The 18,618-nt window shown below is 34.1% G+C and carries 18 protein-coding genes; 15 read left to right on the top strand and 3 right to left on the bottom strand.

Features of this window, described 5'->3' with window-relative positions; all coding sequences use genetic code 11:
- Positions 1 to 25 precede the first annotated feature (25 nt).
- Positions 26 to 1,336: a S41 family peptidase gene (locus tag BN2667_RS05340; RefSeq protein WP_054252299.1), complete on the bottom strand. Its 1,311-nt coding sequence runs from the start codon at positions 1,334 to 1,336 to the stop codon at positions 26 to 28.
- A 109-nt stretch (positions 1,337 to 1,445) separates the two neighbouring features.
- Here BN2667_RS05340 and BN2667_RS05335 point away from each other — a divergent pair, with 109 nt between their 5' ends.
- Positions 1,446 to 2,117, top strand: a complete 672-nt coding sequence (locus tag BN2667_RS05335; RefSeq protein WP_054252298.1) for an MgtC/SapB family protein — start codon at positions 1,446 to 1,448, stop codon at positions 2,115 to 2,117.
- Positions 2,118 to 2,234: 117 nt separating this feature from the next.
- Here the strand turns inward: BN2667_RS05335 and BN2667_RS05330 are convergent, their stop codons facing one another.
- Positions 2,235 to 3,620, bottom strand: a complete 1,386-nt coding sequence (locus BN2667_RS05330) for a leucyl aminopeptidase (protein WP_054252297.1) — start codon at positions 3,618 to 3,620, stop codon at positions 2,235 to 2,237.
- Positions 3,621 to 3,712: 92 nt separating this feature from the next.
- Here BN2667_RS05330 and BN2667_RS05325 point away from each other — a divergent pair, with 92 nt between their 5' ends.
- From BN2667_RS05325 to BN2667_RS05260, 14 genes are all read left to right on the top strand, one after another.
- Positions 3,713 to 4,288, top strand: a complete 576-nt coding sequence (locus tag BN2667_RS05325) for an HD domain-containing protein (RefSeq protein ID WP_054252296.1) — start codon at positions 3,713 to 3,715, stop codon at positions 4,286 to 4,288.
- Between the two features lie 100 nt (positions 4,289 to 4,388).
- Positions 4,389 to 5,354, top strand: coding sequence for a substrate-binding domain-containing protein (locus tag BN2667_RS05320; RefSeq protein ID WP_054252295.1), 966 nt, complete (start codon positions 4,389 to 4,391; stop codon positions 5,352 to 5,354).
- A gap of 65 nt (positions 5,355 to 5,419) precedes the next feature.
- On the top strand, positions 5,420 to 6,289 hold the full coding sequence (gene pstC, locus BN2667_RS05315) for a phosphate ABC transporter permease subunit PstC (protein ID WP_054252294.1): 870 nt from the start codon (positions 5,420 to 5,422) through the stop codon (positions 6,287 to 6,289).
- Positions 6,282 to 7,127 carry a phosphate ABC transporter permease PstA gene (gene pstA / locus BN2667_RS05310; protein ID WP_082380203.1) on the top strand — a complete coding sequence of 282 codons (846 nt, stop codon included), beginning with the start codon at positions 6,282 to 6,284 and terminating at the stop codon, positions 7,125 to 7,127. Before pstC ends, pstA begins: the two co-directional genes overlap by 8 nt.
- Positions 7,124 to 7,876 carry a phosphate ABC transporter ATP-binding protein PstB gene (pstB, locus tag BN2667_RS05305; protein WP_054252293.1) on the top strand — a complete coding sequence of 251 codons (753 nt, stop codon included), beginning with the start codon at positions 7,124 to 7,126 and terminating at the stop codon, positions 7,874 to 7,876. Before pstA ends, pstB begins: the two co-directional genes overlap by 4 nt.
- Positions 7,877 to 7,890: 14 nt before the next feature.
- Entirely contained in the window at positions 7,891 to 8,541 is a 651-nt protein-coding gene (gene phoU / locus BN2667_RS05300) for a phosphate signaling complex protein PhoU (RefSeq protein WP_054252292.1), read from the top strand.
- 11 nt (positions 8,542 to 8,552) lie between these two features.
- Positions 8,553 to 9,221, top strand: coding sequence for a response regulator transcription factor (locus BN2667_RS05295; RefSeq protein ID WP_054252291.1), 669 nt, complete (start codon positions 8,553 to 8,555; stop codon positions 9,219 to 9,221).
- 2 nt (positions 9,222 to 9,223) lie between these two features.
- Positions 9,224 to 10,906 carry a sensor histidine kinase gene (locus tag BN2667_RS05290; RefSeq protein ID WP_154865159.1) on the top strand — a complete coding sequence of 561 codons (1,683 nt, stop codon included), beginning with the start codon at positions 9,224 to 9,226 and terminating at the stop codon, positions 10,904 to 10,906.
- 78 nt (positions 10,907 to 10,984) lie between these two features.
- Positions 10,985 to 12,607 (top strand): DNA polymerase III subunit gamma/tau, encoded by a 1,623-nt coding sequence (dnaX, locus tag BN2667_RS05285; RefSeq protein WP_054252289.1) that lies wholly within the window; start codon positions 10,985 to 10,987, stop codon positions 12,605 to 12,607.
- 8 nt (positions 12,608 to 12,615) lie between these two features.
- Positions 12,616 to 12,945, top strand: a complete 330-nt coding sequence (locus BN2667_RS05280) for a YbaB/EbfC family nucleoid-associated protein (RefSeq protein WP_054252288.1) — start codon at positions 12,616 to 12,618, stop codon at positions 12,943 to 12,945.
- A gap of 2 nt (positions 12,946 to 12,947) precedes the next feature.
- A complete protein-coding gene (recR, locus tag BN2667_RS05275; protein ID WP_054252287.1) occupies positions 12,948 to 13,529 on the top strand; it encodes a recombination mediator RecR in 582 nt (193 codons plus the stop codon).
- A 19-nt stretch (positions 13,530 to 13,548) separates the two neighbouring features.
- Positions 13,549 to 15,573, top strand: a complete 2,025-nt coding sequence (locus BN2667_RS05270; RefSeq protein ID WP_054252286.1) for a urocanate hydratase — start codon at positions 13,549 to 13,551, stop codon at positions 15,571 to 15,573.
- Positions 15,574 to 15,725: 152 nt separating this feature from the next.
- Positions 15,726 to 17,648 (top strand): ATP-dependent zinc metalloprotease FtsH, encoded by a 1,923-nt coding sequence (gene ftsH, locus BN2667_RS05265; RefSeq protein ID WP_054252285.1) that lies wholly within the window; start codon positions 15,726 to 15,728, stop codon positions 17,646 to 17,648.
- A 10-nt stretch (positions 17,649 to 17,658) separates the two neighbouring features.
- Entirely contained in the window at positions 17,659 to 18,174 is a 516-nt protein-coding gene (locus BN2667_RS05260; RefSeq protein ID WP_054252284.1) for a cob(I)yrinic acid a,c-diamide adenosyltransferase, read from the top strand.
- A gap of 88 nt (positions 18,175 to 18,262) precedes the next feature.
- On the opposite strand, the gene BN2667_RS09520 is transcribed toward BN2667_RS05260, so the two are convergent.
- Positions 18,263 to 18,607: a pyroglutamyl-peptidase I family protein gene (locus tag BN2667_RS09520; protein ID WP_341436727.1), complete on the bottom strand. Its 345-nt coding sequence runs from the start codon at positions 18,605 to 18,607 to the stop codon at positions 18,263 to 18,265.
- Between the last annotated feature and the right edge of the window lie 11 nt (positions 18,608 to 18,618).

Raw genomic sequence — 18,618 nt, 5'->3', positions numbered from 1 at the left:
TAAAGAGGGTTTTGCTTTTTAATTTTTAAAATTCTAATCCTGCGTCTTCCATTACGGCGCGAATAGTTTTTTGTTCGCGGAAGGGTAAGTTTACTTCGCGACCTGCATACTCAACTTCAATGTCAGGAGTAGTTTGGTCTCTTTCGTTTATGGATCCTGATTCTGTTACGCCCATATTAGCAGAATATCTTATAGCATAGCCTGTATTTGGTAGGTCAAATATTAAAGGGTCAAAACCTATCCCATCTCCACCAGTTCTAGTTCCAACTAAGGTTGCAAGGCCTGACTCCTTACAAAAGCTGGCAAAGGCTTCAGCAGAAGAATATACTCTTTCATCAACTAAAAGATAAATTTTCCCTTGATAATTAATTGAATCATCAGCAGGATAGACAGGAAGAGTACCTGAACAATAAAAATCAAAGTCTTTTAATATATTTTTAGTTTCCTGATCAAAGGAAGAAGATTCTAAAAATTTTGAAACATTGGAATTATAATGGCCCTTATTAATCACTAGTTTATTTACTGACCCATTTTTCATAAAGTCATAATTCATTACATGGTAGGGTTCAGCTACAATATTTTGTAATAAAAGATACATCCAATAATCAGTGTTGCCACCGCCATTGCCTCTAATATCAATAATTAAATTGCTATAATCTTGAAAGTCAATTAAGGCCTCTTTTATTAGATCTCTGTCAAAGTTAATATTGGTATTCGCAAAACTTTTTATTCCAATATAGGCAAGTTCATTATCAATAATACTTCTTATTTTTAAATTATTATTTGTTTGAAGATTAGATTCTGGTTCTTCTTTAGAATAATATCTATTGACATAGGCTTTAAGGCTTTCATTATTGAGATTATATCTTCTGCGGACATTTTCTTTTTCAAGGACTTTTGATAGATTATGTCTCCAACTATTTTTTGGAGACGTATAATATATTGTATAGACATCTATAACAAAATCTCTAGTTAACATATTAGTGTGGCCATTATTGATTTCTCCTAGGATTCTATTCATCCTATCGAAAAAGTCATTATCATTCAATGACCTAGAAATGTAGTCTGCATATTGGTCCTTGTTGGCTAACCAGTCTACACCATGAACTTGTTTGTTAATTTCAAAGTAAGGATAATTGTCCCTTAGAACCCCATAGGCATAGAGGAAATCTTCTACATAGTCTTTACTTGTTAGATTAAATTCTTTAGGTTCTAAGTCTTTTAGATATATTTTACTAAGATCTCTTGGCATATAATAGTCATTATAAAAGTAGCTGCCAATAACATATAATAAAAGGACGATAATTATTTTTAGATTTTTATTTTTCTTATTCATTTAATCACCAGCTTAAGTATATCATAAGAAAAAGTTTTTTAGACTAAAGATTAAAGAAAGTAACTTATTAAAAGGAGTTATTGGGTATCAACATAAAAGGAGGGAAAGTATGGATATATTTATTGTTGGACTTAGATTATTTTTAGCAGCTCTTTTAGTGGCCATTATTGGCGTAGAAAGAGAAATAAAAAACAGGGCGGCCGGTTTTAGAACTCATATTATAGTAAGTGTCGGTGCTTGTTTAATTATGCTTATAGGAATAGATGGCATAGGAGAAATTTCTACTGACAAGGCTAGAGACACAGCAAGACTTGCAGGCCAAGTTGTTAGTGGTATAGGTTTTTTAGGAGCTGGAACTATACTACAAAGAAAGGAAGGAGTTTCAGGTCTTACTACTGCTGCAACCTTGTGGTTATCTGCAGCAATTGGACTTGCAGTTGGAATTGGTTATTATGAAGGAGCAATAATTGCAACTGTAGTTTGTCTAATAACTTTAATTTCACTTAAAGGAGTTAGCGACTTTATCAATAAGAGAACTACAAAATCTTATTCTATGGTATTTGCTAGTTCTGATTTTGACCAAGAGACTTTTTTAAACTTTATATCAAAAGAAGGAGTAGAGCTAAGAAAAATTGATATTCTTGATGAAGATTTAGATGATAAGTTTATGGTTGAAGCTAGCTTTTCCTTTCATAAAAATTATAATATAAGTGGATTTTTTAAGAAGTTAAAAGAAGACTTTAATTTAAAATCAGTAAAATTAATGGATGATGAAGATTAGTTTTAAGATTATTATTTTTTCTTAGACAATTTATTTATCGTTTAAGAATTTCAATAAAAACAAAAACCCTTAGGAAGAAAAATCTTTCTAAGGGTTTTCTAATTTCAATTCTAATTTTTATTTAGAATATTTTTTTGCTAGCTTGTAAAGAGTTTTTACATGAACTCCTGTTGCTCCTTCGTCAAAGCAGTCGTAGCTAGATGATAGATAGGCTGTTCCTGCTATGTCCATGTGGATCCAGTTGGTTCCTTCTTTGACAAATTCGCCAACAAATTGGCCAGCTGTTATTGTTCCACCAAGTCTGCCGCCTGAGTTTTTAATGTCGGCAACTTTTGATTTGTTTAATTCTTTAAAGGCGTCGTCATTTGGTAGCATCCAAATTTTTTCGTGAGCCTTATCAGCTGCTTCTTGTAGGTCAGCAAAGGATTCTTCTGAGTTTGTAATTACACCTGAAAATCTTTCGCCTAGGGCAACAAGGCAGGCACCTGTTAATGTCGCAAGGTCAATTAGAAGTCTTGGTTGGTATTTTGTTGATCCGTAGCAAACTGCATCAGCAAGAGTTAGTCTTCCTTCTGCGTCAGTGTTGTCAACTTCAATTGTCTTTCCGGCTAGAGAAGAGATAACATCTCCTGGTTTATAGGCTCTGCCTGATACTAGGTTTTCGCAGGCAGCAACTATGGCAACTACATTTGTCTTTACTTGGTTTTTAGCTATGGCAGCCATGGCTCCAATTACTGTTGCTGATCCGCCCATGTCTGAGTTCATAGTCTTCATTCCGTTACTTGGTTTTAATGAGTATCCTCCAGCGTCATAGGTTAGGCCTTTACCAACTAGGACTAGAGGTTTTTCGTCTCCTCCATTTAGGTATTCCATTACTATAAACTTAGGTTCCTTGTCCGAACCTTTTGCAACTTCCATAAAGGCTTTTAGGTTCATCTTTTCAATTTCTTCCTTATTATATACCTTTACATTTACTCCAAGTTTTTCTAATTCTTCTTTGGTGTAGTTAGCAAGACTTTCTGGATAGATGTCATTTGATCTTTTATTTACTAGGTCTCTAGCTATAGTTTGGGCTTCTAGGACATTTACTAGTTCTTCAACTTGGTCTAAGTTATTTGTATTTGAGTTTATATTAACTGTTTCTAAGTTAAAGTCGCATTTTTCTGTCTTGTAGAAGTCGAAATTATAGGAACTTAGGAAAAGTCCTTCAACTAAAGCTAAGATACATTCATCTTTGTCGATTTCTGGACTTTCTTTTAAGTTAAGAGTTATGGCCTTACAGTCTTTGTCAGCAATATATTTTCCTAATTTGTTAGCTGCAAGTCTTAGTGAAAGATAGTCAAGGTCTTCTTTGCTACCTAGACCTACTAAAATTAGGTTTTGGCAAAGAACTGGAAGGATTTCTCCCTTTTCGCCTTTAAAAAATTCTGCGTATTCTTTTTCAGAATTTGTAAAAGCAAATTTTACTTGAAAAGCTTGATCGTCGTTAAATTTAAATTTCATAAATACCTCCAATTAGTAATATCATTCTTATAATATCATATTTTCTCCTAAAATGTTATGATAGTAGTAAGAATAAATTAGGAGGGAAACTTATGACTTATATACCAAGTAGACAAGACGCTGAAGACTTATTTTTAAAATACAACAAGTCTGAAAGTCTTTATAGGCACGCCAAACAAGTTGAAGTAACTTTGAGATACTTTGCAAAGAAATATGGGGAAGATGAAGAGAAGTGGTCCATAATTGGATTTTTACATGATCTGGACTATGAAATGTATCCAGACCTTCACTGCCAAAAGACAGAAGAAATCTTGAGAGAAAATTCTTATCCAGAAGATTATATCAGGGCAATTATGGCCCACGGTTATGGAATGAGAACTGATGTAAGGCCTGAGAGCCAAATGGAAAAAATCCTATATGCAACTGATGAACTAACTGGCCTTATAAATGCTACTTGTTTAATGAGACCATCTAAGTCTGTTTTAGATCTTAGCTACAAGTCTTTTAAAAAGAAATACAAGGACAAAAAATTTGCGGCAGGTGTTGATAGAAGTATTATTGAAAATGGGGCGCAAATGTTAAATATGGATTTAGAAGAGCTTGTAAATGAGACTCTAGCAGCTTTAAGCGAGTATGCAGAAGAAGCCCAACTCAAGGGGAATTTGTAAAACTTTACATGAACTTTACAATAGAAATATAAAGACCTAATAAAATTAGACTATCCTAGATATTGTTAAAACAAATAATTAATTTCTAGGAGGAACATTAATGAACTTAAGAAAAATTGCATCAGTATTTATGGTAATGCTTTTACTAGTAGGCCTAGTAGCCTGTGGTGACAAAGCTAATGAAAGTACTGGAGAAAAAGAAACACCAGCACAAACAGAAGAAAGTGCTAAAGTAGAAGAAAAAGAAGCAGAAGAAACACCAGAAGCTACTGGAGATTTTGATACTTCAGCTGAAATTACACTAGTTTCAAGAGAAGACGGATCTGGAACAAGAGGAGCCTTTATTGAAATTACAGGTGTAGAAGGAAAAGTTGACGGAGAAAAAGTTGACCAAACTTCTGAAGAAGCTATGATCCAAAACTCTACAAATGGAGTTATGACAGCTGTAGCAGGAGACCCAAATGGTCTTGGTTATATTTCTCTTGGTTCTTTAAACGATACAGTTAAGGCCCTTAAAGTAAACGGAGTAGCAGCTACTGCTGAAGGTGTTAAAGATAAGACCTATGAACTTGCAAGACCATTTAACCTTGCTTGGAAAGAAGATGTTATTGGAGACATTGGCAAAGACTTATTAGTATTTATTGCCAGCCCAGAAGGCCAACAAATTATTAACGACCAAGGCTATGTTGGACTAGAAAATGGAGAAGCTTATACACCAGCAAACCTTGAAGGAACTATTACTGTAGCAGGTTCAACTTCTGTTACACCTTTAATGGAAGCTCTAGTAGAAGCTTATGAAGGATTAAACCCAGGCGTATCTATAGAAATTCAATCAACTGGTTCATCTGCAGGAATGACTTCTGCTATGGAAGGATCAGCAAATATAGGTATGGCATCTAGAGAACTAAAAGGCGAAGAAGCTGAAGCCTTAACTTCACAAGCCATTGCCATGGACGGAATTGCTGTAATCGTAAATAATGAAAACCCACTTGACGATTTAAGTCTTGAACAAATTAAGAATATTTACGTTGGCGAAATACTAACTTGGTCAGACCTTGAAAAGTAAGATAGTATTCTTTAAAAGCCTGAGGATTAAAATCCTTGGGCTTTATCTTTAAGATTGGAGAACTTATGAAGAAAAAATATTTTTTAGAGTCATTAATGAAATATGTTTTTTTAATCTCTGCCTTAATTTCTGTTTTGTCAATAATATTAATTTGTTTTTTTATTTTTCAAGGCGGACTTCCTTTTATAAAAGATTATGGCCTAGGAAATTTTTTATTAGGAACAAAATGGAAACCAACTTCTTCAAATCCACAATTTGGAATTTTGCCAATGATTTGGGGAACAGTTTATATAACACTAATAGCCTGTGTAATTGGTATTCCTATTGGAGTGTTGACTGCAGCATATTTGGCTAAATCTTGCAATAAAAAACTTTATAAATTTTTAAAACCTGCCCTAAATTTAATGGCTGGAATTCCTTCTATTGTATATGGATTCTTTGCCTTAGTTGTAATTGTTCCCCTAATTAGAGACAACCTTTCTGGTAAGGGAACAAGCATACTAGCAGCAGGAATTTTACTTGCAATTATGATTTTACCTACAATAATTTCTCTTTCTGAATCCGCAATTAGGGCAGTGCCAGAAAGTTATTATAATGGATCCTTGGCCTTAGGTGCCACTGAAGAGAGATCAATTTATAAGGTAGTTATTCCTGCAGCAAAGTCAGGGATTTTTGCATCAGTTGTATTAGGTATAGGCAGGGCAATTGGAGAGACAATGGCAGTTATTCTCGTTGCAGGCGGCCAACCTAGAATTACCTTTAATCCATTAAAGGGTATAAGAACCTTGACTACAAATGTTGTAACAGACATGGCCTATGCCCAAGGCCAACATAGGGAAGCCCTAATTGCCTCAGGTTTGGTTTTATTTGTATTTATTTTAATAATTAACGCTGCCTTGTTTGCTGTAAAGAAAAGAGGTATGGCCAATGAATAAAAAATCTAAATCAAAAAAAGATTTTGGATCAATAGTTTTTTCTTTTTTCACTAAACTTGCCTGCTTTTTAACGTTTTTTGTACTTTTGTATTTGATATTTCATATTATTTCAAATGGAATTAGACATATAAACTTAGATTTATTTGCTTGGAATTATACAACAGAAAATGTATCTATGATGTCTTCAATTATAACTACACTTATTCTTGTATTCTTAGCTATATTAATTTCTGGTCCTCTTGGAGTCTTTACTGGATTTTACTTAGTTGAATATGCAAATAAGGGAAGCAAGTTAGTAGATTTAATTAGGCTTTCTGCTGAAACTCTGTCGGCAATTCCATCTATTATTTATGGTTTATTTGGTATGTTGTTTTTTGTAAACAGGCTGAACTTTTCCTATTCGATTTTGTCTGGTGTCCTAACTGTGGCTATAATGATTTTGCCACTAATAATTAGGTCAACAGAAGAGGCTCTACTATCTGTAGACCAAGATCTTAGAAACGGATCATTTGCCCTTGGAGCAGGGAAGCTTAGAACTATATTTAAAGTTGTTCTTCCAACTGCTATGCCAGGTATTGTTGCTGGTATAATTCTAGCCATAGGAAGAATTGTTGGAGAAACTGCAGCTTTACTATACACCCTAGGTTCAACAACAAAAATGCCAAATAGTATTTTTTCATCTGGAAGAACTCTGGCCTTACACATGTATGTCTTATCAAACGAAGGCTTCCATGTTAACCAGGCCTATGCAACAGGAGTAATACTTCTTGTTCTAGTAATAATCTTAAACCAACTATCAGTGTATTTATCTAATAAATTGACAGGAGTAAAAAAATGAGTAAAATTGAAGTAAGAGACCTAGACTTGTTCTATGGCGACTTTCAGGCCTTATATTCAGTTGATATGGATATAAAAGCCAATGAAGTTACAGCTTTTATAGGGCCATCAGGTTGTGGGAAATCAACTTTTATTAAGACCCTAAATAGAATGAACGACCTAGTTGAAAATTGTAAAATAAATGGAACAGTTAAAATTGATGGAGTAGATATTTATAAGCCATCATATGACGTAAACCTTTTAAGAAAAAATGTTGGCATGGTTTTTCAAAATCCAAATCCATTTCCAATGTCTATCTTTGATAACATTGCCTACGGACCTAGAACCCATGGTATAAAATCAAAAAAAGATTTAGAAGAAATTGTAGAAAGATCTTTAAAAAATGCAGCTATTTGGGATGAAGTTAAAGACAAGTTAAATAGAAATGCAAAATCCCTATCAGGTGGCCAACAACAAAGAATTTGTATAGCTAGAGCCTTGGCAGTTGAGCCAGAAGTCCTACTAATGGACGAACCAACTTCGGCTCTTGACCCAATTTCTACAATGAAAATAGAAGACCTAGTTAGTGAACTAAAGGAAAAGTACACTATTGTTATGGTAACTCACAATATGCAACAAGCAGCGAGAGTTTCAGACAAGACAGCCTTTTTCTTACAAGGTAAGGTATTAGAGTTTGGAGAAACTGATCAGATATTTAATACACCTAAAAACGAAGAAACAGAAAGATATGTTACAGGAAGATTTGGTTAAAAGGAAGGTGGCTTATGAGAAAAAAATTTGATAAGCAAATGACAGAGCTTCACGAAAAAATTGTAGACATGTGTTCTTTTGTAGAAAACTCACTTAAAGACTTAGAAAGTGCCTTGGTAAACAAAGACAAGGACTTGGCCAGTGAAATTTATAAAAGAGATCCTCTTGTAGATGATATGGAAAAGGACATTGAAGACCTTGTAAGTAGAATTATTATTAGGCAACAACCTGTAGCAACTGACCTTAGAAAACTTACAGCTGCCTTAAAAATAATTACTGACTTAGAGAGAATCGGTGACCAAACCCAAGACATTTCAGCCTTAATTTTAAAAATGGAAGACAAGCCTTATAAAATACAACTTGTAGTTCTTTCTACAATGTTTAGGGAAGTAAGAGATATGCTAAAAATTGCCATTGATTCTTATGTAGTTGGCGACTTAGACCTAGCTTTAAAAATTCAACAAAGAGATGATTTAATAGACGAATGTTTTTTAAAGGTGAGAAACAACTGTGTCAATGCCATTAAAGAGGATTCGACCTATGCTGACCAATTTGTCGATTTAATTCAAGTTGGCAAGTATTTAGAAAGAATTGGTGACCATGCAGCTAATATTGCTGAGTGGGTTGTCTATGTAGAAACTGGCAAGCACAGAGACTTAAATTAGTAGGAGTTAGTATGATCTATATAGTAGAAGATGACGAGAATATAAGAGAGCTTGTAAAATATACCCTAGAGTCCTATGACTTTAATGTTAAAGCCTTTGAATCAGGGAAAAATTTAAAGGAAAATCTTTTAGAAGACCAGGTTGAATTATTAATTTTAGATATTATGCTCCCTGGCCAAGATGGAATTTCTATTCTCAAAGATCTAAGAGATGATAAGAAAACTACAGACCTGCCTGTAATACTTTTAACTGCAAAGTCAGCTGAACTTGATAGGGTTAAGGGCCTAGACCAAGGAGCAGATGACTATATTACTAAGCCATTTTCTGTTTTAGAATTAGTTTCTAGAGTCAAGGCCTTACTGAGAAGGTCTAAAAGTGAATCTAACACAAGTATTTATAAGTACAATGGCTTGTCCCTAGATGAAAACAAAAGAGAAATAGACTTAGAAGGTAAGCCTATAGAACTTACCTACAAGGAGTTTGAACTACTTTTGTATATGCTAAAAAACAAGGGCCTGGTCTTAGACAGAGAAACAATTATTTCTAAAGTTTGGGGTTATGACTTCCAAGGGGAAACTAGAACAGTTGATGTTCACATAGCAACTCTTAGAAATAAACTAGGATCTTGGGCCAAGTATATTCACACAGTGAGAAATATTGGCTATAAAATCGGTGACTAAAGGTGAAGAAACAAATGATGAAAACCCTAGTAGTGCTTTTGCTACTAGGAATATTTTTAAGCTTTACAGTCTTTTTTTTCAACTTTTATAAAATTAATTACCAAAGAGAAATCCAAGTCAACAAAGACCTAAGAACCTATACCATGTCTTTAATAGAGGACGTAGACCTAGATGAAAGAGATGCTATATTAAAAGATTTGAGCAAAAACAAAAATTCTAAATTTTTTATAATAAATAGCCAAGAAGACTTAGAGAACATTTTAAAAAGTATTGACAAGGACTTGCACTTAGAAAAATATGAAGATTTTTTGGAAAAAAAAGAGCCTACAAATTTATATAGTAAGATAAACAAAGAAAGCTATTATTTATTGGCGACAAATTTAAGTGAAGAAACTTATCTGCTTACTTTAACTAAAACCAATAATTTATTCAAAAACTTTTCTGAAAGCCTACCATATCTATTAATTATTTTAGCTATAGGTTATTTTTTTTCCTATTATGCAACAGAGAAAAATATAGACAACTTAGTTTCTGTAATTGAAGATGAAGCTATGATGGCGGGTAAAAATGAAATAAATTTAGATCCTAAGTACAAGGAAATCTATCCTCTACTTAGAATAATAGAAGACCAAGCTAAGGACATTGACAGAAAAATTGAAAAGTTAGAAGAGCAGTCTTCTACAATAGATTCAATAATTTCAAAAATGGAAGAGGGAATGATTCTTTTAGACCAGGACTTAAAAATTCTTTCTATAAACCAGGCTGCAATAAACTTTTCCCAAGTTTCTAAAAACGACTTAGACTTTAAGGGCCTGTACTTTTTTGATATTTTTAGAGATAGGTCTTTAAAAGAAAAAATACTAGCTGCCTTAGGCGAAGACGATGGAAGCTTTTCCTACGAAATCCACCAAGATGGAAAAATTTTAAACCTCTTATTTTCAAAGGTAGAGCAAAACGACAGAGAAATTGGCTATGTAATTTTATTAGTAGATGAGACTAAAGAAAAATTACTTGAAATTCAAAGAAGCGAGTTCTCTGCCAATGTATCCCATGAGCTAAAAACTCCTCTTACTTCTATTAACGGCTATGCAGAAATGTTAATGGCAGGATTAGTTAAAGAAGAAGATACAAAAAAGTTTGCTGGAATAATTTACGAAGAAGGCAAACACCTACTAAGTATGATAGAAGATATAATAAAAATTTCAAAGTTAGACGAAGAAAAAACTGCTTTGGAAAAAGATAATATCGATCTAATTCCTCTAGCTAAAAAGATTACAGAAAACTTAGAAACAAAGGCCCAAGCCAATAAAGTAAACACAAACTTTATAGGACCAGATAGCCTTTTTATAAATACTAACAAGGGCTTAATTACTGAGCTTATAACAAATCTCTATGACAATGGAATAAAATATAATAAGGAAAATGGAAACCTTAGCCTTGAAATTAAAGACGACTTAAAAAATATTTTTTTAATCTTTTCAGATACAGGTCTAGGAATTTCCAAAGAAGACCAGGCTAGGATTTTTGAAAGATTTTATACTGTAGACAAAAGCCACAACAAAAAGGACTCATCAGGCCTAGGCCTATCTATAGTAAAACACATTGTGAGAATTTTAGATGGAGATATTATTTTAAAAAGTGAGCTTGGTAAGGGGTCAACCTTTACTATTAGATTAAAAAAATAAAAAATTTTTGAAATGGGATTGTACTAAATGTACAGTCCTATTTTTATTTTTAATGTTATAATAAGAATGGAGGTATTTATGTATAAGGCAATTTATAGAAAATATCGACCTAAGACTTTCGAAGACTTAATAGGTCAAGACCATATAACAAAAATTTTACAAAATCAAATACAAACTAATACAATTTCTCATGCTTATTTGTTTTCAGGAACAAGGGGAACAGGAAAGACTTCTTGTGCAAAAATATTTGCCAGAGCCATAAACTGTTTAGACCCAGATAACAAACCTTGCAATAAGTGTGAAAACTGCTTAGAAAGTTTAGATGAATCTTCAATAGACATTATAGAAATTGACGCAGCTTCTAACAACGGCGTTGATAATATTAGAGATTTAAAAGACAGGGCCTTTTATCAGCCAACATCACTAAAGTACAAGGTCTATATAATAGACGAGGTCCACATGCTAAGTAAGGGAGCCTTTAATGCACTTTTAAAAATTTTAGAAGAGCCTCCAGACCATTTGGTTTTTATACTTGCAACCACTGAGCCAGATAGAATTCCACTTACAATTTTATCAAGATGCCAAAAATTTCAATTTAAGCGCATAGACACAAATGAAATGTTTTTGGCCTTAAAATCTATTGCAAAAAAAGAGGGAGTAACCATAGACGATGATTCCTATAATCTAGTAATAAATGCAGCAGACGGATCAATGAGAGACGCTCAGTCAATACTGGAGCAATTAGTTTCTTCTGGCAGGGACCAGATAACTTATGACTACGCAATAAATCTACTAGGCATTGTAGACAAGTCTAACATTATAAAAATTGTAGACTCAATTATTGAAAACGATGCAGCAAGTCTTATTGAGGAGATTGACCAAGCCCTTTTACAAGGCAAGGACACAGAACAACTTGCTAAGGATATTTTAGACCACTTTAGAAATCTAATGCTAGCTAAGGTTTCGCCTGAGTCAGCAGACAGACTAATTAGATCTAATGTAGAAGCCTATCTTAATCAAAGTAAAAAACTTTCCTTAGAAAAAATTTTGCAGGCCATGGAAAAGTTAATTAACCAGCTTAATGAAATAAAATACTCCCAACAACAAAGGGCTTTTTTGGAAATAACTCTTTTAGAAGTCTTTCAGCTGGTAAATTTTAAGTCTGAAGTTTTTACAAGAGAAGAGAGACCAGAAACTCCTAGAAAAGAAAAAACTCAAGTTAAAACTGCTGATGTAAAAGATAATTTAGAAAAAGAAAATAAAAAAATTGAAACAAAAAAAACTAGTCCAAGTCAGACAGAAGAAAAATCTTTAGACTTAGAAGAAAGTTCTAAAAAACCATCTTCAAGCCCTGCTGACACAAAACTTACTAAAGAGAGAATCATTTCGGACTGGAAGGATATTTTAATAGAAATAAAAAAAGAAAAGCCAATGGTCCACGCATTTATTGTTGAGGCAACTATTAGCGATTGTGTAGATAACACAGTTACCTTTGGTTTTCATAAGGAATATGATTTCCATATGGACAAATTACTAAAAGATAATAACCGAGAACTTGTTGAAAAGGTTCTTAGTTTGTTCTATAATACTAGTGTGAAGATTAATGCAAAATTTATAGAAGATGAAAAAGAAGCTTCTATAAATAAAGACATTGATACTTTAACAAAGCTAGTTGGCGAGGAAAATATTAAGATATTTTAGGAGGATATATGGCAAAAGGATTTGGCAAGATGCCTAACATGAACAACATGATGAAGCAATTTGAAAAAATGCAGCGAGAAATGGAAAAGACTCAAGATGAATTAAATCAAAAAACCATTGAAACCACTGCAGGTGGTGGAGCTGTAAAGGCTGTAATGAACGGTCAAAAACAATTAGTTGACCTAGTTATAGATGAAGATATTGTCGATCCAGATGACATTGACATGCTTCGCGATCTTATTATTGCTTGTGTGAATGCAGCTATGAAAGAAGTAGACGACCTTCAATCTAAAGAAATGTCTAAGTTCACTGGCGGACTTAATATTCCAGGTCTATAAAAATGGAAAATCCAATAGGTAATTTAATTAATCAATTATCTAGATTGCCTGGCATAGGTGAAAAGACAGCCCAAAGGCTTGCTTATTATATTATTGAATTAGATGAAGCTAGGGTCAAAGACCTAACTGACTCTATAACAAGGGCCAAAGAAAATTCAGGTTTTTGTAGTATTTGTAACAATATTACAGACAAGGATCCTTGTGAAATTTGTTCTAACGATAGTAGAAACAAAAAGCTAATTTGCGTTGTTGAACAACCTAAAGATGTTATGGCTATAGAGAGAGGCAAAAAATACAAGGGCCTTTACCATGTTCTTCATGGCGATATAATTTCATCTGTAGATGGAGATGAAAAAATTAAAAAGCTTATTGAAAGAATAAGAGATAACGAAGTAGAAGAAATAATCTTAACATTCACCCCCAATGCTAGCGGTCAAGCTTCGATAATATATTTATCAGAGCTTTTAAAGCCTCTGGGCATTAAAGTAACAAAGATAGCATACGGTCTTCCTTACGGAAGCGACATGGACTTCTTCGATAAGGATACAATCAATATTGCGATTGCTAACCGTACAGAAATTTAATCGCAAAGGATGATGACAAATGTTTACAAATGATCAAATTGCAAATGCAATGAAAATTAAACTTGACGATGTTTTACCAGAATATCCAGAGTTTGAACAAGGAATAAGAAGAGCACCAAAAAGAGAAGCTGATCTTTCAGACCAAGAAATTGAAATAGCTTTAAAAAATGCTCTTAGATATATTCCAGAAAAATTTCATGAAGAATTAGCTCCAGAATTTTATGACGAGCTAATGACTAGGGGAAGAATTTATGGATATAGATTCAGACCAGATGAAAGAATTTATGGCAAGCCTATTGATGAATACGAAGGAAAATGTATTGAAGGTAAGGCCTTCCAAGTAATGATTGACAACAACCTTTCATTTGAAATAGCCCTTTATCCATACGAACTTGTAACTTATGGAGAAACTGGCTCTGTTTGTCAAAACTGGATGCAATACAGACTTATTAAAAAATACCTTCAAGAACTTACTGATGACCAAACACTAGTATTATATTCAGGTCACCCAGTAGGACTATTCAATTCAAAAAAATCATCTCCAAGAGTAGTAATTACTAATGGACTAATGATTGGTATGTATGACGACCTTGAAAACTTTAACAGAGCTGCAGCAATGGGAGTTGCTAACTATGGTCAAATGACTGCAGGTGGCTGGATGTATATAGGACCTCAAGGTATTGTCCACGGAACCTACAACACTTTACTAAACGCTGGTAGATTAAAATTAGGTATTCCTGATGATGGAAACTTAGCTGGAGTATTATTTGTAACTTCAGGTCTAGGCGGAATGAGTGGAGCTCAAGGTAAGGCGTGTAACATTGCTGGAGGAGTTTCAATTATTGCTGAAGTAGATGATTCAAGAATTGGTACTAGATATGAACAAGGTTGGGTTGACGAAAGAGTAGAAAGCCCAGAAGAAGCTTTCAAGATGGCCTTTGAATATGTTGAAAAGAAAGAAGCAAGAGCTATTGCTTATCACGGAAATGTTCTTGACCTATTAAGATATGCTGTTAAAGAAAACATTAATATCCCACTACTTTCTGACCAAACTTCATGTCACGAACCATACACTGGAGGATACTGCCCAGTAGACATTACTTTTGAAGAAAGAACAAGACTACTTGCAGAAGACAAAGAAAAATTCCACAAGTTAGTTGACGAAACACTTAAAGAACACTTCTCTTTAATTAAGACATTAACTGAAAGAGGAACTTACTTCTTCGACTATGGTAACTCATTTATGAAGGCAGTTTTTGATGCTGGAGTAAAAGAAATTTCTGTAAACGGAGTAGACGACAGACACGGCTTTATTTGGCCTTCTTATGTAGAAGACATTCTTGGACCAAGACTATTTGACTTTGGATATGGACCATTTAGATGGGTATGCTTAAGTGGCAAACCAGAAGACTTAAGAAGAACTGACAAGGCTGCTATGGAAATCATCGACCCTGACAGAAGATACCAAGACAGAGACAACTGGATTTGGATTAGAGATGCTGAAAAGAACAAATTAGTTGTTGGAACTCAAGCTAGAATTCTTTATTCAGATGCCCTTGGAAGAAGAGACATTGCTCTTGAATTTAACAGACTTGTTAGAGAGGGAGAAATTGGACCAGTTATGTTAGGTAGAGACCACCACGACACAGGTGGAACTGACTCTCCATTTAGAGAAACATCTAACATCAAGGACGGTTCTAATGTAATGGCTGACCAAGCTACTCAAATCTTTGCTGGTAACGCAGCTAGAGGTATGTCTCTAATTGCTTTACACAACGGTGGAGGAGTTGGTATTGGTAAGTCAATTAACGGAGGATTTGGTTTAGTATTAGACGGATCTGAAAGAGTTGACGACATCATCAAGACAGCTATGCCTTGGGACGTTATGGGTGGAGTTGCTAGAAGATCTTGGGCTAGAAATGAAAATGCTATAGCTACTTGTATCGAATACAACGAAATCACTGAAGGTAAGGACCATATTACAATCCCATATCTAGCAGATGATGAATTAATTAAAAAGACTATTGCTAATTACAATAAATAAGAAATAAACTGGTAGAGTATCAATTTTTTGGTACTCTACTTTTTTAATTTATCAACTTTAATAAAGGCCCTTTGTTTTACTTTTGTTAGATTATTATTAAGGTTAAAGGGGTATGATTACATATGTAAAATGATAATTAGAAAGAGGATATTATGAAAAATAATAATAAGAAAAAAATACCTAATACAGCTTATTATGTTATAGTTGTTGCAATTATGATAATAATAAATTTCTTTCTTCTACCAAGGCTCGCTCAAGAAAAGATAGTTGAACAAACCTACGACCAATTTATTAGCCAAAGTGAAGAAAAGAAAATCGAAAAGGTAAATGTATTAGATACATCAATAGAATACAAATTAAAAGATGACGATAAAATATACACTGTTAAAAAATTTGAATACGGTGAAGACAGAGATTTAGTAAATCGTCTTTATGAAAACGGAGCTGAAATAAAAAGAGTTTCAGAAAAAATGAACCCAGTTCTATCTGCCTTTTTAAGCTTTGGTGTTCAAATGCTCTTTATAGTTTTACTTTGGATGTTTATCTCTAAGGTATTTCTAAAAAAAATGGGACCAGGTGGAGGAGCAATGAATCTTGGGAAATCTAATGCCAAGATTTATGCTGAATCAACTGAAGGCATAACCTTTGAAGATGTAGCAGGCCAAGATGAGGCCAAAGAAGCCTTGACAGAAATTGTAGACTTTTTGCATTCACCAGAAAAGTATGCAAGCATTGGAGCTAAACTTCCTAAGGGAGCTCTTTTAGTAGGCCCTCCAGGAACTGGTAAGACTTTACTTGCTAGAGCAGTTGCAGGCGAGGCAAAAGTACCATTCTTTTCCATAACTGGATCAGACTTCGTTGAAATGTTTGTGGGCCTTGGAGCTGCTAAAGTTAGAGATCTTTTTCAAGAAGCAAACAAAAAAGCTCCTTGTATAGTTTTTATTGATGAAATTGATACCATTGGTAAGAAAAGAGACGGGGCAGGATTTTCAGGCAATGACGAAAGAGAACAAACTCTAAACCAACTACTATCTGAAATGGACGGTTTTGATTCTAACAAGGGAGTTGTAATTTTAGGAGCAACAAACAGACCAGAATCCCTAGACCCTGCCTTACTAAGACCAGGTAGATTTGATAGAAGAATTCCTGTTGATCTACCAGATTTAAAAGGCAGGGAAGATATATTAAAGGTTCACCTTAAAAATGTTCGCCATGCACCAGACTTAGATGTAAACTTTATTGCCAGGTCAACTGCAGGAACAAGTGGAGCAGACCTTGCAAATATTGTAAACGAAGCAGCCTTAAGAGCAGTTAAACACGGAAGAAAAAGAGTTGAAACTGAAGACCTGGCTGAAAGTGTTGAGGTTGTAATAGCAGGCTATCAAAAGAAAAATGCTGTTATATCAGCCAAGGAAAAGGAAATTATCGCCTACCACGAAGTTGGCCATGCCTTAGTTGCAGCCAAACAAACTCACTCAGCTCCAGTTACAAAAATTACTATTGTACCAAGAACTTCTGGAGCCCTAGGCTATACTATGCAAGTTGACGAAGAAGAAAAATATATTTACACTAAAGACGATGCCTTTAATAAGATTGTCACCTTTACAGGAGGAAGGGCAGCCGAAGAACTAGTCTTTAATACAAGGACTTCAGGAGCAAGTAATGACATTGAACAGGCAACTAGAATTGCCAGGGCCATGATTACTCAATATGGTATGAATGACGAAATTGGTTTTGTAAATATTGAATCAAGGGTAAACCCTTATTTAGGTAACGAAACAGTTTCAAATGCCTCAAACGAAACTGCAAGACTAGTAGATGAACAAGTTAGAATTCTTGTAGAAAGAGCACACGAAAAAGCAGTTAATATTTTAAAAGAAAATATGGACAAGCTTCACGAAATTTCAAGACACCTACTAGTAAAAGAATCTATTACTGGCGAAGAATTTATGGCCATACTAGAAGGTAAAACTGAAGTAGAAGAAGAAAGCGAAGAAAATAATATAGGAGAAGAAAATAAAGCAGTAGAAGAAAATCAAGTAGTAGAAGAAAGTCAAGAAGGAAGCGAAGACTAAGGAGCATAAAATGGAAAAAGGATATGTCCAAATTTATACAGGCTCTGGCAAAGGCAAAACTACTGCAGCCTTAGGACTAGCTCTTAGGGCAGCGTGTTCAGGTTTGAATGTTTATATTGGTCAATTTTTAAAGGGCTTTGACTATTCAGAGCTTAAAGTAGTCGACCACTTTTCTAACATTACCATCGACCAATATGGCAGAGACTATTTTATAAAAGGTCAAGCAGAACAAAAAGACAAAGACCTTGCTGATATAGGTTTTTCTAAGGTCAAAGAAATTTTACAAGATGACAAGTACGACCTGGTAATCTTAGACGAAATTTGCATAGCCATAATGATGAACTTAGTTGATGAAGATGAGCTTCTGGAACTTTTAGAAAACAGAAAGCCAGGAATGGAAGTAGTCTTAACTGGAATAAATGCATCAGAAAAATTAATAGACTTTGCAGACCTGGTTACAGAAATGAAAGAAGTCAAACACTATTATAAAAATGGAGTCCTTGCTAGAAAGGGCATAGAAAATTAAAAATAAAACTGTTAGGAGAGAAAAATCTTCTAGCAGTTTTTTATATGTCTTTGATTTTAAATTTTACTTAAAAGCCTAGTAGCAAGAATTAATGAATTTGTCCGCCAACAGTTTTTATATCGTCCTTGCCTTTAAATTCAACAAGAGTTTCTATAGCAAGTTCCAAGGCCTTTGTAATATGAGCTAGGGACATTGATGGCTCTTTGGCCTTAGTTACAACCTGGTCTGGCAAAAATGGAATGTGAATAAAGCCGCCTATGGTATTTGGAAATTCACTGTCAATAAAATATAGGTTTTGATACATAATGTGGTTACAGACAAAAGTGCCAGCCGTATTTGAAATTGAGGCAGTGATGCCACTGTTTTTTATATTTTCGACAATGGCCTTAATAGGTAGCGACGAAAAATAAGAAGGGCTGTCAACAGATCTTATAGGCTCATCAA

It is taken from the genome of Neofamilia massiliensis (assembly GCF_001299475.1).
Lineage (GTDB): Bacteria > Bacillota > Clostridia > Tissierellales > Peptoniphilaceae > Neofamilia > Neofamilia massiliensis.
This window is presented reverse-complemented; position numbering and strand designations above follow the sequence as displayed.